At 51.1% G+C, this 17,248-nt stretch carries 12 protein-coding genes; 10 read left to right on the top strand and 2 right to left on the bottom strand.

Annotation, left to right across the window (positions count from 1 at the left end):
• Positions 1 to 334 precede the first annotated feature (334 nt).
• Together IJG50_07400 and IJG50_07395 are read right to left on the bottom strand one after the other, a co-directional pair.
• The gene (locus IJG50_07400; protein MBQ3379669.1) at positions 335 to 2,422 is read right to left on the bottom strand and encodes a glutamine synthetase III; all 2,088 of its coding nucleotides are present in this window, start codon (positions 2,420 to 2,422) and stop codon (positions 335 to 337) included.
• A gap of 16 nt (positions 2,423 to 2,438) precedes the next feature.
• Positions 2,439 to 3,446, bottom strand: a complete 1,008-nt coding sequence (locus tag IJG50_07395) for an aspartate--ammonia ligase (GenBank protein ID MBQ3379668.1) — start codon at positions 3,444 to 3,446, stop codon at positions 2,439 to 2,441.
• 325 nt (positions 3,447 to 3,771) lie between these two features.
• Between IJG50_07395 and IJG50_07390 the strand changes: the two genes are divergently transcribed.
• Genes IJG50_07390 through carB form a run of 10 tightly spaced genes read left to right on the top strand, consistent with a single transcriptional unit; the run spans position 3,772 to position 17,227 of the window.
• Positions 3,772 to 4,869, top strand: coding sequence for a glutamine amidotransferase family protein (locus tag IJG50_07390; GenBank protein ID MBQ3379667.1), 1,098 nt, complete (start codon positions 3,772 to 3,774; stop codon positions 4,867 to 4,869).
• Positions 4,870 to 4,872: 3 nt separating this feature from the next.
• Entirely contained in the window at positions 4,873 to 6,378 is a 1,506-nt protein-coding gene (locus IJG50_07385; protein MBQ3379666.1) for an alpha-hydroxy-acid oxidizing protein, read from the top strand.
• An 11-nt stretch (positions 6,379 to 6,389) separates the two neighbouring features.
• A complete protein-coding gene (locus tag IJG50_07380; GenBank protein ID MBQ3379665.1) occupies positions 6,390 to 6,818 on the top strand; it encodes a 4Fe-4S binding protein in 429 nt (142 codons plus the stop codon).
• Positions 6,819 to 6,825: 7 nt separating this feature from the next.
• Positions 6,826 to 8,055 carry an NAD(P)/FAD-dependent oxidoreductase gene (locus IJG50_07375; protein ID MBQ3379664.1) on the top strand — a complete coding sequence of 410 codons (1,230 nt, stop codon included), beginning with the start codon at positions 6,826 to 6,828 and terminating at the stop codon, positions 8,053 to 8,055.
• 20 nt (positions 8,056 to 8,075) lie between these two features.
• Entirely contained in the window at positions 8,076 to 8,780 is a 705-nt protein-coding gene (locus IJG50_07370) for a glutamate synthase (protein ID MBQ3379663.1), read from the top strand.
• An 11-nt stretch (positions 8,781 to 8,791) separates the two neighbouring features.
• The gene (locus IJG50_07365; protein ID MBQ3379662.1) at positions 8,792 to 10,063 is read left to right on the top strand and encodes a glutamine synthetase; all 1,272 of its coding nucleotides are present in this window, start codon (positions 8,792 to 8,794) and stop codon (positions 10,061 to 10,063) included.
• Positions 10,064 to 10,096: 33 nt separating this feature from the next.
• The gene (locus IJG50_07360; protein MBQ3379661.1) at positions 10,097 to 10,666 is read left to right on the top strand and encodes an ANTAR domain-containing protein; all 570 of its coding nucleotides are present in this window, start codon (positions 10,097 to 10,099) and stop codon (positions 10,664 to 10,666) included.
• A 14-nt stretch (positions 10,667 to 10,680) separates the two neighbouring features.
• A complete protein-coding gene (gene purF / locus IJG50_07355; protein ID MBQ3379660.1) occupies positions 10,681 to 12,102 on the top strand; it encodes an amidophosphoribosyltransferase in 1,422 nt (473 codons plus the stop codon).
• 3 nt (positions 12,103 to 12,105) lie between these two features.
• Positions 12,106 to 13,191: a carbamoyl phosphate synthase small subunit gene (locus IJG50_07350; GenBank protein ID MBQ3379659.1), complete on the top strand. Its 1,086-nt coding sequence runs from the start codon at positions 12,106 to 12,108 to the stop codon at positions 13,189 to 13,191.
• On the top strand, positions 13,178 to 17,227 hold the full coding sequence (gene carB, locus IJG50_07345) for a carbamoyl-phosphate synthase large subunit (GenBank protein MBQ3379658.1): 4,050 nt from the start codon (positions 13,178 to 13,180) through the stop codon (positions 17,225 to 17,227). Before IJG50_07350 ends, carB begins: the two co-directional genes overlap by 14 nt.
• Positions 17,228 to 17,248 lie beyond the last annotated feature (21 nt).

The following is a 17,248-nucleotide window of genomic DNA, read 5'->3' as shown; positions in this document are numbered from 1 at the left end:
GCGGCTTTTGTTACTCCGTTCTTCTCTGAATACTTGATTACCTGTTGACGGAAATGCGCGCCAGATGCTAAACTGGTCATGGAAATTCATCTCTTTCATGGCTGATTTGTGTGGTAACTTCATCATACCATGTTCGAGTTGGATTTCCATTCTCTTTTGTCACATATCATTTGTACCATAACAATTCTACAAAAAAACGACATGTTTCTAAAAAAGCATACCCAAACAAAGAGCTTGAAGACGGTAAAAAACTGCGTGGCTAAAAAAGCCACGCTCAAACTTTGGGCGCGGCCTTTTTAGAAAGAGTATTAGAATAAGCATACGGCATCTTTTATCACACTACGCTGTATAAAAGCTTTGAATAAGCAGGATAGGGCCATTCGCATTCCGGCATCATGCTCTCAAGCTCATCGGAGACTGTGCGAAGCTCAAGCATTGCGGTAAATATCGTATCGTGATGATATTTCGCACATTCCAACTCTTCGCTCATATCCTTTGCGTTAATAACGGCTTCCTCAAGGCTTGTAAGCTTGTTGTAAAGGCAGACAGAGAGCGCCGAAAGCTTCTCTGTGAGCTTTGTTTCAAGACTGTTATCGACGCCGATCTTATTCTTAGTCTTTACAAGCTCGGAAAGCTTTGCCTCATAGCCGAGCACTGAGGGAAGGACGGCCTTTTTTATCATGTCTATCATTGTAAGCGCTTCGATATGTATAGTCTTAGTATAGTTTTCAAGATATATCTCATAGCGCGATTCTATCTCGGCACGGCTTAAAACGTGATGACGTTCAAAAAGAGAGATGTTCTTTTCACTGAGCATATAGGGCAGCGCCTCCGGCGTTGACTTTAAATTGAGAAGTCCGCGGCGCGCAGCTTCCTCTACCCATTCATCGGAGTAATTGTTACCGTTGAATACTATTCTCTTATGCTTCGAGAGCGTGCGCCGTATAAGGGCGGTCACATCTTTTGAAAGATCCTCGCTCTTTTCAAGCTCGTCGGCAAATTGGCCGAACACCTCGGCGGCTATCGTATTGAGCACGATATTCGGTCCCGATACCGAAAGGGCGGAGCCGGGCATGCGAAACTCGAATTTGTTGCCGGTAAAGGCGAACGGAGAGGTGCGGTTTCTGTCAGTCGTATCCTTTTGGAAGTGTGGCAGCACCTGCGCGCCCGTTTCCATATTGATATGCGCGGAGGAATTGTAGGAAGTACCGTTTTCTATTGAATCGAGTACAGCCGAAAGCTCGTCGCCCAAGAACATCGATACTATGGCCGGAGGAGCTTCGTTCGCGCCCAGACGGTGATCGTTTCCGGCGGAAGCCACGGTTATGCGTAAAAGGTCCTGGTATTCGTCCACGGCCTTTATAACGGCGGTGAGGAAAAGAAGGAATTGCGCATTTTTTTCGGGAGTGTCTCCGGGCTCCAAAAGGTTTTTGCCGGTATCGGTAGATATAGACCAGTTGTTGTGCTTGCCTGAGCCGTTTACGCCCGCAAACGGCTTTTCGTGTATGAGGCATGCCATATCGTGCCTGTCGGCAATGCGCTTCATAAGCTCCATCGTGAGCTGATTGTGATCCGTCGCCACATTTGTTTCGCTGTATATGGGCGCAAGCTCGTGCTGAGCGGGAGCGACCTCATTGTGCTTGGTTTTAGCAAGCACGCCCAGCTTCCAAAGCTCGCGGTCAAGATCCTTCATATATGCCGAAACTCTCGGCTTTATCGCGCCGAAGTAGTGATCCTCCATCTCCTGCCCCTTCGGCGGGCGCGCGCCGATAAGCGTTCTTCCGCAGAAAATAAGGTCGGGACGTGCAAGGAAAGCTTTTTTATCCACAAGAAAATATTCCTGTTCGGGACCGACTGTCGTGATAACGCGCTTGACGTCTTCATTGCCGAAAAGGCGAAGGATGCGCATGGCCTGACGGTCGAGCGCCTCCATGGAGCGCAAAAGAGGCGTCTTTTTATCGAGCGCTTCACCGGAGTATGAGCAAAACGCCGTAGGTATGCAAAGCGTGTCGTCCTTTATAAAGGCGTAGGAGGTGGGGTCCCATGCGGTATAGCCTCGCGCTTCGAACGTAGCCCTAAGGCCGCCGGAGGGGAAGCTTGACGCGTCGGGCTCTCCCTTTACAAGCTCCTTGCCGGAAAACTCCATAATAACGGAGCCGTGTCCGTCTGGAGCAATGAAGCTGTCGTGTTTTTCTGCCGTTATGCCGGTCATCGGCTGGAACCAATGCGTAAAATGAGTAGCTCCCTTTTCTATTGCCCAATCCTTCATGGCGCTTGCAACGACCATTGCAACGTCTTTTTCAAGGTGCCTGCCGCTTTCTATCGTCTTTTTAAGCGCCTTATACGTGTCCTTTGGCAGCCGCGCGCGCATTACGTTGTCGTTAAATACCATGCTGCCGAATATTTCAGGGATATTGTTCATTTTTGCGTCTCCTCTCTTATAATAACTCAATGCCCGACGACTTGCATTCGTCAAGCGTTTTGTCGTCCCATATAGATACCTGCACTTCTCCTATGTGCGCTTTTTCCAAAATAAGCATGCATAATCTCGATTGGCCTATTCCGCCGCCCATTGTCAGCGGGAGAGTGCCATCCAAAAGAAGCTTATGGAACATAAGCTTTCTGCGCTCGTTATGTCCCGATTTGTCAAGCTGATATGAAAGCGAGTCGGCGTCGACGCGTATGCCCATGCTCGACACTTCAAACGCGCAGCCAAGTGTCTCGTTCCAGAAAAGTATGTCGCCGTTTAGGCGCCAGTCGTCGTAATCGGGGGCGCGTCCGTCGTGCGCTTTGCCGTCTGCGAGCGTGTCGCCTATATGCATGATAAAGGCCGTTTTATGCTCGCGCACATAAGCGTTTTCACGTTCTTTGGGCGTCTTGTCCGGGTACATTTTTAAAAGCTCCTCTGAGCTTATGAACGAAACGTCGCGCGAAAGCGAGGTCATCAGCGCGGGGAAGAAGTCGTTTATGCGCTCCTTGGCGGTGCATATCGAGTCAACAATCCTTATGACTATCTCCTTTAAGTATTCTTCATTGCGGGAACGCCTGTCTATTATCATTTCCCAGTCCCACTGATCTACATAGATCGAGTGGAGGTTGTCAAGTTCCTCGTCGCGGCGTATGGCGTTCATATCGGCGTAAAGTCCTTCGCCGACGGAGAAGCCGTATTTATACAGCGCCATGCGCTTCCACTTTGCAAGCGAGTGAACGACAGCTCCGACGCCCCCCGTTTCCTTTATATCAAAGCTGACTGCACGTTCCGTGCCGTTCAGATCATCGTTGAGGCCGGTATCGGGATCGACAAAAAGCGGCGCGGATACGCGTGAAAGATTGAGCGCGCGCCTCAGGTTATCTTCAAATATGCGTTTTGTAAGACCGATGGCCTTTTGCGTATCGTAAACGGAAAGTCTGCTTTTATAGCCTTCGGGTATTATTAGTCTGCTCATTTTTGCTCACCTCAAATTTTTTATAAAAAACAAAAAAACGCCGTGCGTGGTATGTCCACACACAGCGTCTTTGCTGTTTACGGTGACATTGTAGCACGGCCGTTTTTCATTTGTCAACCCTTTTTTTAAAAATCTTCATTCAAGGAAAAAATGAGCGCAGGTTTACATAAATATAAAAATCTTTAAAAACTCTTGACAAGAGACATTTTCGGGTATATACTGACTTCACAATGAACAAAGGCGTTCATTCGAACACACGACATACGTGCGTTCGGGTGAGCGCCTTTTTTGTTTTTTGATCGCGGAGGTGCAAAAAATGAATGACATAAAAAAAGAGGGAGAGATACGTATTCCATCCGGCTGCGCCATTTCGGGGATCTTCTCCCGCTCGGGCAGAAGGTTTTCGGGCGAGAGCATAATACGCTCGATAGAGGTAATGCATGACCGCTCAAACGGACTGGGCGGCGGCTTTGCGGGCTACGGCATATATCCGGAGTATAAGGATTATTACGCCTTTCACATATTTTATGACACTCTCAAGGCAAAGCGTGAGTGCGAAGAGTTTTTGGAGCGTCACTTTGACATTATAAACCTTTCGAAAATACCGACCAAAAAAGTTAAAGAGATAACTAACGAGCCGCTTATCTGGCGTTATTTCGTGCTGCCGCTGCCTACTAAGCTTGCGGAGAGCCAGCTTTCGGAGGAGGAATTCGTGGTAAAATGCGTTTTTCGCATAAATACGGATATCGACGGCGCTTATATCTTTTCGTCGGGCAAGAACATGGGCGTTTTCAAGGCCGTCGGCTTTCCCGAGGATGTGGGGCGCTTTTATCGTCTCGAAGAATACGAGGGCTACTGCTTCACCGCTCACGGACGATACCCCACGAATACGCCGGGCTGGTGGGGAGGCGCGCACCCGTTTGCGCTTTTAGATTATTCAATAGTCCATAACGGCGAGATATCGTCATACGATGCGAACCGTCGCGCAATAGAGATGTATGGCTACAAGTGTACGCTTCAGACGGATACGGAGGTAATAACGTACATATTCGATTATCTGCACAGAAAAGTGGGTCTTACGCTTTCCGAAGTGGCGTCGGTCGTTGCCGCGCCCTTCTGGCAAACGATAGAGCAGATGGACAAGCCCGAGAGAGAACGCCATGAATATCTCAGAGATATGTTCGCGTCTCAGCTTATTACAGGCCCGTTTTCGATACTCGTGGGTTTTAACGGCGGACTTATGGCTTTAAACGACAGGCTGAAGCTTCGCTCGATGGTAGTGGGAGAAAAGGGCGATATGGTATATATGGCAAGCGAAGAGTCCGCCATAAGGATAATAGAGTCGGACCTTGACTCTATACGCGCTCCGCGCGGAGGCGAGGCAGTAATCGTAACGCTTGACAAGAACGCGTCGGAGGTGTAAAAAATGGCAATACAGTTTATGTACCCCGAATACGAGGTCTTAAGAGATCCCGACAGATGCATAAGATGCCGCGTGTGCGAGCGTCAGTGCGCAAACGAAGTGCATACGTATCTGCCCGAAAAGGACAGGATGATATCGGACGATTTAAAGTGCGTCAACTGCCACCGCTGCGCAACGCTCTGCCCCACGCGCGCGATAAAGATAGTAAAATCGCCGCATACGTTCAAGGAGAACGCGAACTGGGGACAAAAGGAGATAACGGAAATATACAAGCAGGCGTCGAGCGGCGGCGTGCTTCTTTCAAGCATGGGCAATCCCGAGAAGTATCCCGTATACTTCGACAAGATGCTTCTTAACGCGTCTCAGGTCACCAATCCTTCGATAGACCCGCTTCGCGAGCCTATGGAAACGCGCGTATTTTTGGGCGGCAAGACACACGAGATAAAGCGCGACGAAAACGGCAGGCTCATCCCGATAAAGAGAGTGAAGCTTGAGCTTTCGATGCCCGTAATGTTCTCGGCCATGAGCTACGGCTCGATAAGCTACAACGCGCACGAGTCGCTTGCGCGCGCCGCACGCGAACTCGGAATATTCTACAACACCGGCGAGGGCGGCCTTCATGAGGACTTCTATCAATACGGAAGCAATACGATAGTACAGGTTGCATCGGGACGCTTCGGCGTTCATAAGAAGTACCTCGACACGGCGGCCGCAATAGAGATAAAGATAGGCCAAGGCGCAAAGCCCGGCATAGGCGGCCATCTGCCGGGCGAAAAGATAGTGGGCGACGTTTCGCGCACGCGCATGGTGCCCGAGGGCGCCGACGCGATATCGCCCGCGCCGCACCATGACATATATTCGATTGAGGATCTGCGCCAGCTCGTATATTCGCTCAAGGAGGCGACGAATTACACGAAGCCCGTATTCGTAAAGATAGCCGCCGTTCACAACATCGCGGCCATTGCGAGCGGTATCGCGAGAAGCGGCGCCGACGTTATAGCGATAGACGGCTTCAGAGGCGGCACGGGCGCGGCTCCGACGAGGATACGCGACAACGTGGGCATACCGATAGAGCTTGCTCTTGCGTCGGTAGATACGCGGCTTAGGGAAGATGGCATACGCGACCGCGTGTCGCTCGTTGTTGCGGGCAGCATAAGAAGCAGCGCGGACGTATTCAAGGCCGTGGCATTAGGCGCGGACGCCTGCTACATCGGTACGGCGGCGCTTCTGGCACTCGGCTGCCACTTATGCCGCACGTGTCAGACGGGCAGGTGTAACTGGGGCATTGCAACGCAGCGTCCCGACCTTGTAAAGCGCTTAAATCCCGATTTGGGGTATCAGCGGCTCGTAAACCTTCTCACCGCGTGGAACCACGAGATAAAGGAACTTATGGGCGGTATGGGCATAAATTCCATAGAAAGCCTTAAAGGTAACCGCCTTATGTTAAGAGGCGTTGGGCTTAACGAAAAGGAGCTTAAGATCTTGGGCATAAAGCATGCGGGAGAATAGGAGGGCGTATTGTGAAAAGGATATATGTTAATGAAAAATGGTGTTTGGGCTGTCATTTGTGCGAATACAACTGCGCGTTCTCAAATTCGGGCGGCAGGGATATGGCCACCACGCTTATGGGCGCAAGTATCCGGCCCAATATAAGAGTTGAAGAGGGAGAGGGCGTGTGCTACGCTGTTTCGTGCCGCCACTGCGAGGATCCGCTCTGCGTCAAGGGCTGCATAGGCGGGGCGCTCTCGATTGAGAACGGCGTTATCGAGATAGACAAGAGTAAATGCATACACTGCTACACCTGCATTGTCATGTGCCCCTACGGGGCGGTAATGCCGTCCGAGGACGGCGCCGTGCAGAAGTGCGAGCTGTGCATAAAGACGAAAAAAGGAACGCCCGCCTGCGTTGCAGGCTGTCCGAACGGCGCTATAGTATTTGAAGAGAGGTGAGCCGAAGGTGAAATACGTAATAATAGGAAACGGCCCTGCGGCCATTGGCGCGATAGAGGGGATAAGAAAGAAGGACCAAAAGGGCGCCATAACGCTCATATCGAAGGAGCCGCATCACACGTATTCGCGGCCTCTTATATCGTATCTCCTTTTGGGCAAGACCGACGAGGAGAAGATGAAATACCGCCCCGACGGCTTTTATAAGGATAACGGCGTCGACGTCATGCTCGGCGTTGCGGCCGAAAGCATCGACCCCGTCCGCCAGACGGTAAAGACGGACAAGGGAAAGGTGCCCTACGACAGGCTTTTGGTTGCGGCGGGCTCGCACCCGTTCATACCGCCGATGAAGGGCTTTGACACCGTCGAAAAAAAGTATTCGTTCATGACGCTCGACGACGCGAAGGCCTTATCCGAAGCGCTCACGCCCGAAACGAGAGTGCTCATCATCGGCGCGGGTCTTATAGGTTTAAAGTGCGCCGAGGGCATATCGGGGCTCTGCGGACACATAGCGGTGGTGGACCTTGCCGACAGGATACTGTCAAGCATCCTTGACGGGGAAGCGGCCGCGGTCGTTGAAAAGTCGCTTGTGGAGCACGGCATGGAATTTTACCTTTCCGACAGCGTGGAGGAATTTAAGGTCGGCCGCGCGCGCTTAAAGAGCGGCAAAACCATTGAGTTCGACGTACTCGTCACGGCGGTCGGCGTAAAGGCGAATATAAGCCTTGTAAAGGACGCGGGCGGCGCGTGCGAGCGCGGCATAATCGTAAACGACCACATGGAAACGACGGTGACGAACGTCTACGCCGCGGGCGACTGCGCGCAGGGCACGGACTGTGTAACCGGCCAGAGCCGCATACTTGCGCTCATGCCCAACGCCTATATGCAGGGCGAATGCGCGGGGCGCAACATGACGGGCGAGCCCGGAGCGTTCGATCGCGCGATGGCACAGAACGCTATAGGCTTTTTCGGGCTTCATATGGTCACGGCGGGCGCGTACGAGGGCGAGGTATACTTCGAGCGCAGCGAGGGGCTTTATAAAAAGCTCTTTTACAAAGACGACAGGCTTATGGGATATATAATTATCGGAGACATACGGCGCGCGGGCATCTACACCGCGATGATACGCGACCGCACGCCGCTTTCGGGCATAGATTTCGAGCTTATATGCAAGGACCCGTCGCTTATCCCCTTTGGGAAGAAGAGACGCGCCGAAATGCTTGGAGGTGTTAAGAATTGAAGACGATAAACGCGGACGGGATGCACTTTAAAACGCTTAACGACACGGTGCGCGAAGCGGCCGCATCCGAAAAGATTATAACGATAGACAATTGCATGGGCCAGCGTTACATAGCGGCGGGACTTTCGGACGCGAGCGTAACGATAAGCGGCACACCCGGAAATGCGCTGGGAGCATACTTAAACGGCTCTGAAATAAAAGTAAACGGCAACGTACAGGACGCAGTAGGAGACACGATGAACGACGGACGCATAGTTGTTTACGGCTCGGCGGGAGACGCTTTGGGATACGCCATGCGCGGCGGCAGAATATATGTAAAAGGCAGCGCCGGATACCGCACGGGCATACATATGAAGGAATATAAGGAGAAAGTGCCTGTTATAGTGCTCGGCGGGTCTGCCGGCTCGTTTTTGGGCGAGTACATGGCGGGCGGCGTTATAATCGTTTTGGGGCTTGACACAAGTATTCCTATCGTGGGAAACTTTACGGGGACGGGTATGCACGGCGGAAAGATTTTTTTAAGGACCGAAGTAATGCCTAAGAACCTGCCGGAGCAGGTTTCTTTAGGCTGCGCGTCACAAGAAGATATAGCTGAAATTTCCGACATATTGAAGGAATATGCAGATATTTTTTCTCTTGATCACAAAGCGCTTTCTTCGGATCATTACTATATTTTAAAGCCTAATGCGAAAAACCCGTACAAGCGAATGTATACCCCAAATTAGGAGGAGCATAAATGAAATACTCGAAACAGGAAGTCAAAGACTTTATTTCGGAGAACGACGTAAAATTCATACGTCTGGCCTTTTGCGACATTTTCGGCATTCAGAAGAACATTTCCATAGTGTCAAGCTCGTTTGACCATGCCGCCGAATGCGGCATATCGTTTGATACGGAGTTGATGGGATTTTCCGGGATAAATATGCCGGATACTTATTTAAAGCCCGATTTTTCAACGCTGTCGGTGCTTCCGTGGCGTCCTTCTTCGGGACGTGTGGTAAGGCTTTTTTGCGACATGCAAAAACCGGACGGGGCGCCGTTTGAATGCGATACGCGCGCTCTTTTAAAGCGTGTGAGCAAGCGCCTTTCATCGGCGGGATATGAGGCGAAGATAGGTACGAACTGCGAGTTTTATTTATTTAAAACAGACGAAAACGGCGATCCGACAAAAGAGCCGCATGACCGCGGCGGATACCTTGACATGATGCCGCTTGACCGTGCGGAAAACGTGCGCCGCGAAATATGCTTTACACTTGAGGAAATGGGCATTTCGCCGGAATCTTCGCATCATGAGGCAGGTCCGGGACAACATGAGATAGATTTTAAATACGCAGATCCCCTGGAGGCTGCCGACAATTTTATTACCTTCAAATACGTTGTAAAGTCTATAGCGGCAAGGAACGGTCTGTACGCTTCGTTTATGCCGAAGCCGTTTCCGGAAAAGAACGGCAACGGACTGCACATAAATCTGTCGCTTGAAAAGGACGGGGAAAACATTTTCGATGAAAAGAGCCGTTTTCACAATGATGCACGTGCTTTTATTGCCGGAGCGCTTGCGCATATTAAGGAAATAACGGCAGTTCTGAACCCCACCACAAACAGCTATGACCGTTTCGGACGCTTTTTGGCGCCGGGCGCTGTCACGCTGTCAAATAATAAAAGAAACAGCCTTGCGATATTGGCTCCTTCAAAGGGAAAGAATACGAGCCTTGAGCTGAGATCACCGGACTCCGCTACAAATCCTTACCTTGCTTTTGCGCTTATACTTGCGGCGGGAATGGAGGGCATAGAAAAAGGACTTGAAATAGACGAAGATATATCACAGCCGCTTCCGAGAAGTCTTAAAGAGGCGATCGATATTATGAAAAGCAGTGAGTTTGCAAGGCGCATTATGGGTGAAGAGATTTTTTCAAATTTCATTTCAGGCAAAACTCGCGAGGTCGAGGCGTTTGAGTTGTCAACGAACAGAGAAGCTTTCTGCGACAGGATGTATTTTTTACGCGTCTGATATAAGACGACTTGGCATTAAAGGGGGGAGCGTATGGACAGCGTTCTTGTTGTGTCGTCAAACGAAAAGGCGGCGGAGCTTCTTATGCCGATGCTCTCCGAGAGCGGAATCATTTCCGCAATGACAGTAAAGACTGCGGGAGAGGCGCGCCGTATAACGATAGAGCGGGATTTCGACCTGTGCATAATCAACGCTCCGCTTTCGGATGAAACAGGCGAGGCGCTGAGCCGGGATCTCGCGCGCGACGGTGAAAGCCAGGTCATACTTTTAGTGCGTGCGGAGCTTTCGGAAGAGATGGCCGGCGCTGTAGAGAATGACGGAGTGCTAGTTGTAGGAAAGCCGGTAAAAGCAGCTATTCTGAGAAGCGTTCTGAGGCTTGCAAAAGCCGCATCCAACAGAATGTCGGCGTTAAAGACAAAAAATAAGGCTCTTCTTCAAAAAATAGAGGACATAAGGCTGATTGACAGAGCCAAGTGTATCCTGATAGAATATTTAAGGATGAGTGAAACTCAGGCGCATCATTACATAGAAAAACAGGCGATGGATATGAGAATGACAAAGCGTGAGGTGGCACTTAACATTCTTAAAACTTATGAGGAGTGATTTTTGTGGATAATTTGTGTAAACTGCATGAGGAATGCGCAGTATTTGGTGTAAGCACAAAAGAGCTTCAGGAAGCGGCCGGAATAACGTACAACGGTCTTCTGGCACTTCAGCACAGAGGACAGGAGGGAGCGGGCATAGCCGTTCTTTCCGGAAATAAGATAATATATCAAAAAAACGCGGGTCTGGTGGCCGAGGTGTTTTCAAATCAGGCCGTTTCAAAGCTGCCTAAAAGCCGCGTGGCTGTGGGACATTGCCGTTATTCTACTACGGGCACGTCGTCGAACGCGAATATCCAGCCGTTCGTGACTGAATATCTTACGGGACGTATCGCAACGGTACATAACGGCAATCTCGTGAACGCGAAGGTCATACGTCAGATACTTGAGAGCCGCGGCGTGAGATTTACTGCGACCAGCGACTCCGAGGTCATATCCTCACTTGTGGCATACGAGACTATAAGAGAGGGCAACGACGTTATAAAAGGCGTTAAGAACGCCGGCAATATCCTTTCGGGCGCGTTCTCTCTTTGCATCCTTTCGGGCGACGGCAAGCTTATCGCTATGCGCGATCCGTGGGGATTCAGGCCGCTTTGCATAGGAAGAAACGAATGGGGACTTGCCGTAGCAAGCGAGACTTGCGGCCTTGACGCGCAGGACTTCGAGTTCATCCGCGACGTTGAGCCCGGAGAGATAATCGTTATAGAAAACGGTGAAATAACTTATACCGATACGGTAAAAACCGACCATAAGAGCAGCCTTTGCATTTTTGAATACGTATACTTTGCGCGTCCCGACTCGGTAGTCGACGAGCTTTCGGTATATGAGGCGCGATACAATATGGGAAGAACGCTTGCAATAGAGCATCCGGCGGAGGCGGACGTTGTGTGCGGCGTACCCGACAGCGGACTTGAGGCGGCGGCGGGCTTTGCGGCACAGAGCGGCATACCGCTTGCATCGGGCTTTGTTAAGAACAGATATATGGGAAGAAGCTTTATATTCCCGACGCAGGCGCAGCGCGAAAAGGCCGTAAGGCTTAAATTAAATCCGCTTGCGATAAACGTAAAAGGTAAGCGCGTAGTGCTTGTTGACGACTCTATAGTGCGCGGCACAACGTGTGCGCGCATAATAAAGAGCCTTCGCGACGCCGGCGCAAAAGAGATACATTTCCGTGTTTCCTCGCCTCCGTTCAGACATACATGTCACTTCGGCACAGACGTTGACTCGGAGGACAAGCTTATAGCAAATCAGATGAGCATAGAGGAGATAAGAAAAAAAATAGACGCTGATTCGCTCGGATATATTAGTCTTGAGGGCATGAAAAAGGCCTGCACCGGCTGCAAGCTCGATTTCTGCGTAGGCTGCTTTACCGGCTTTTATAATGTGGGTTTTGACGATCTGGGCATAAACAAGCAGGAGCTTGAGGAGACGAAATAAGATATGAAAAAAGCGTATCTTGTATTGGAAAACGGGTGTGTCTTTGAAGGCACACCCTTCGGTAAAGAAAAAGACGTTGTAGCCGAGGTGGTGTTTACCACCGGCATGACGGGCTATCTTGAAACGCTTACCGATAAGAGCTATCACGGACAGATAGTTGTTCAGACGTTCCCGCTTATTGGGAATTACGGCGTGATAAGCGCTGATTTTGAGGGCGAAGTTATCGCGCCCTGTGCATATATCGTAAAAGAATGGTGCGAGGAGCCGTCTAACTTTCGTTCGGAGGGCGATCTTGGCACCTTTTTTAAAGAGCGCGGCGTTGTGGGACTTTCGGGAATAGATACGCGCACGCTTGTTACAATGATAAGAGAAAGCGGCGTTATGAACGGCATGATAACGTCGGACCCTGCGCGCGCCGATATGGAGAAGATAAAGGCGTACAGAGTAAAAAAATCAGTCGAGAGCGTATCGACCGATAAGCCGTATGAGATAAAGTCGGAGAATGCGCGCTTTAGGGTGGGGCTTTTCGATTTCGGCTTGAAAAAGAACATCGCGCGCTCATTGAACGCGCGCGGGTGCGACGTTTTCGTGCTGCCGTACGATACGAAGCCCGAGACCGTAAAGAATATGAGCCTTGACGGGTTAATGCTTTCAAACGGACCGGGCGACCCCGCCGATAATGAAGAGGTAATAAGGAATTTAAAAGAGATCTCCGGCTTTGGCATACCTACGTTCGGCATATGCTTGGGTCATCAGCTTTTGGCGCTTTCATACGGCTTTAAGACAGAGAAGCTTAAATACGGCCACAGAGGCGCAAATCAGCCCGCGAAGGATCTAACGACGGGCAAGGTTTACATAACTAGCCAGAACCACGGCTACGCCGTAGTGTCAGAATCTATCGACCCCGCCGTTGCGTCGGAGCTTTTCATAAACGCGAACGACGGCACATGCGAGGGCATAGAGTATAAGAACGCGCCCGCGTTTTCGGTGCAGTTCCATCCCGAAGCGTGTGCCGGCCCGCGCGACACGGAATTTTTGTTCGACAGATTTGTAGGTCTTATGGAGGTGAATAAAAATGCCTCTCGATAAATCTATAAAAAAGGTACTTATGATAGGCTCCGGCCCGATAGTTATAGGTCAGGCGGCGGAGTTCGACTACGCAGGCACTCAGGCGCTTAGGGCGCTTAGGGAAGACGGCATAGAGATAGTGCTCGTAAACTCCAACCCGGCTACGATAATGACAGATAAAGCCATGGCCGACAAGGTATATATAGAGCCGCTCACCCTTACGACGGTAAAGCGCATAATAATGAAGGAAAAGCCCGACTCGATACTTTCGGGACTCGGCGGACAGACGGGACTTACGCTTTGTATGCAGCTTGCCAAAGAGGGCTTCCTCACGGCGCACGGCGTAAAGCTTCTGGGCGCGTCGCCCGAAACGATAGACCGTGCCGAGGACCGTCAGCTCTTTAAAGATACGATGGAGGCGATAGGCCAGCCGCTGATACCGTCGGAAGTGGTATCCTCCGCATCGGCGGCGCTTAAATTTGCGCAGACCATAGGATATCCCGTAATAGTTCGCCCCGCCTTTACGCTGGGGGGGAGCGGCGGCGGTATCGCAAACGACGAGACGCAGCTTTTCGATATAGCGTCTACCGGCCTCGAGGTGTCGCCGATACATCAGATACTCGTCGAAAAGTGCATAGCGGGATGGAAAGAGATAGAGTTCGAGGTGATGCGCGACTCAATGGGCAACGTGATAACTGTTTGCTCCATGGAGAATTTCGACCCTGTAGGCATCCATACGGGCGACAGCATCGTTATAGCTCCGGCGGTCACTCTTTCCGATAAGGAGTATCAGATGCTTCGAAGCGCAGCGCTTAAAATAATCGACGCGCTCGGCGTCGAGGGCGGCTGCAACTGCCAGTTTGCGCTCCATCCGACGAGCTTTGAATACGCCGTGATAGAGGTAAATCCGCGCGTATCGCGTTCGTCGGCGCTTGCGTCAAAGGCTACGGGCTATCCTATTGCGAAGGTCGCAACGAAGATAGCCATAGGATATACGCTCGACGAGATAAAGAATGCCGTTACGGGCAAGACTTACGCGGCGTTCGAGCCCGCCTTGGACTATGTGGCCGTAAAATTTCCAAAGTGGCCGTTTGACAAATTCGTATACGCAAAGCGAGAGCTTGGCACGCAGATGAAGGCCACGGGCGAGGTCATGTCCATTGCCGACACGTTTGAAGCGGCGATAATGAAGGCCGTGCGCGGCGCGGAGATATCGCTTGATACTTTAAATCTTGATACGATGACGAAGCTTTCGGATGATGAGCTTATAACGCTTATGCATAACGCTACCGACGAGCGGCTTTTCGCCGTGTTCGAGGCGCTGAAGCGCGGATATACGCCCGATGAGATACATCGCGTCACGATGATCGACAACTGGTTTTTATATAAGCTTTTAAAGCTTTGCAATTTTGAAAAGGAGATACGCGGAGCCGTAAACGAGGAGCAGTATATACGCGGAAAGAAGCTGGGCTACACCGACGCGGCTATAAAGCGCATAAGCGGCGCGGACTTCGGCTTTTCTTTGGAGCCTACGTATCGTATGGTAGATACGTGCGCGGGAGAATTCAAGGCCGAAACGCCGTATTTTTACCAGACGTTCGACACGCCGGCTTCCGGCGGCTTAAACGAGGCCGGAGAATTCTTAAAAAGCGATGAAAAGAAAAAGGTGCTCGTTTTGGGCTCCGGACCCATAAGGATAGGACAGGGCATAGAGTTTGACTATGCTTCGGTACACTGCGTGCATACGCTGAAAGCGCTGGGCTACGAGGTAATAATAATAAACAACAACCCCGAAACGGTGTCGACCGACTTCGACACGGCCGACAAGCTCTTTTTCGAGCCGCTCTGCCCCGAGGACGTCATGCACATAATAAACCTTGTTAAGCCCGTGGGAGTCATCGTAGCATTCGGCGGCGGCACGGCGATAAAGCTTACAAAGACGCTCAAAGAAAACAACGTGCCGATAATCGGCTCGTCAGCCGATACGATAGATATGGCGGAGGACAGGGAGCGCTTCGACGAGCTTTTGGAGCGCCTTTCGATAAAGCGTCCGCGCGGACATACGGTAATGACGACCGAGGAGGCGCTTGCGGCGGCGGCAGATCTCGGATATCCCGTGCTCATGCGCCCATCGTATGTGCTCGGCGGTCAGAACATGATAATCGCCTTCGGCGACCGCGATATCGAAGAATATATGGAGATAATCCTGCGCCACAATGAGGATAATCCCGTGCTTATCGACAAATATTTAAGCGGCATCGAGATCGAGGTGGACGCGATATGCGACGGCGACGACATACTCATACCCGGCATTATGGAGCATGTCGAGCGCACGGGCATACATTCGGGCGACTCGATAGCAGTATATCCGCCTCCCTCTATTGACGACGCGACGGCGGCAAAGGTGCTTAAAATAACGCGCGACCTCTGCGCCGGACTGAACGTATCCGGTCTTGCGAATATACAGTACATAGTTGCGCCGGACGATATTTACGTGATAGAGGTAAATCCGCGCGCTTCGCGCACCGTTCCGTATCTGAGCAAGGTAACGGGCGTGCCGATGTGCGACCTTGCGGTAAAGACGTCGCTCGGCATGAAGCTAAGAGATCTGGGCTACGGCACGGGGATATATAAAATTTCGCCGTTCACTGCGGTAAAGGTGCCCGTATTTTCGTTTGAGAAGCTTACGGACGTTGACACTCAGTTAGGCCCCGAGATGAAATCAACGGGCGAGGTTTTGGGCATAGGCAAGAATCTTAAGGAAGCGCTTTACAAAGGACTTGTTGCGGCAGGCTATCCGATGAAGAAGGCGGGCGGCGTATTTATCACGGTGCGCACGTCCGACAAGCTCGAAATAGTCGACGTCGCGGAGAAATTTGCCGATATGGGATTTGAGCTTTACGCGACCGAGGGTACGGCAAAGGTGCTTTCACGCGCGGGCTTTTCGGTCACCGCCGTGCAGAAGATACACGAGCGGCGCGACGAGAACACCATGACGCTGATAGAGAGCGGTAAGATAAATTACATTATCTCGACTTCGGCAAAGGGCAGAAATCCGCAGCTTGACAGCGTAAAGATAAGGCGGCGTGCAAGCCAGCTCCGCATACCGTGCCTTACGTCGATAGATACTGCCAACGCCGTAGCCGAAAGCCTTATGAGCCGCTACAGCGAGATAAATACTGAACTTATAGACATAAACAATATGAGGAGCGAGAAGATGAGGCTTGATTTCATAAAAATGCACGGCGCGGGAAACGACTATATATATATCGATTGCTTTGAAAGAACGATAGAGTCGCCGGAATCGCTGTCAGTTTTGCTCTCGGACCGCCATTTCGGAATAGGCGGAGACGGAATAGTGCTTATTTGCCCGTCAGAAGTTGCCGACGCGCGCATGCGCATGTTCAATCTTGACGGGAGCGAGGGTGAAATGTGCGGAAACGCCATACGCTGCGTTGCAAAGTATCTTTACGACACAAAGCGCGTTTATAAAAGCGAGATGACGATAGAGACGCTTGCCGGTATAAAGAAGATAAGAGTGATAACGCAGAACGACCGCGTAATGAAAGCAGTAGTGGATATGGGACGCGCCGAGCTTTCGCCCGAAAAGATACCTGTGCTTTTGGACGGAGAAAGCGTTGTAGGCCGTCACGTTATAATCGGCGGCACACCGTATGACATAACATGCGTTTCAATGGGCAATCCTCACTGCGTGGTGTTCGCAGATGATGTTGAGAGGCTGGATCTTGAAAAGATAGGCCCAAAATTTGAGTATGACACGCTGTTTCCGGAGCGTGTGAATACTGAATTTATCCAGATAGCGGGCGACAACGTATTAAAGATGCGAGTATGGGAGCGCGGCAGCGGCGAAACGCTTGCCTGCGGTACAGGCGCGTGCGCGGCGGCAGTTGCAGCTGTTTTAAACGGACACTGCGACAAGGAACGCGACATAAGAGTGATACTTTTGGGCGGCGAGCTTCATATCCGATACACCGACGAGGCCGTATATATGACGGGCGACGCGAAAAAGGTATTTGAGGGAACAACGGAGATATAAAAAAATAACGTAAGGAGAGAT

This window comes from Clostridia bacterium, assembly GCA_017405765.1.
GTDB lineage: Bacteria > Bacillota > Clostridia > Oscillospirales > RGIG577 > RGIG577.
This window is presented reverse-complemented; position numbering and strand designations above follow the sequence as displayed.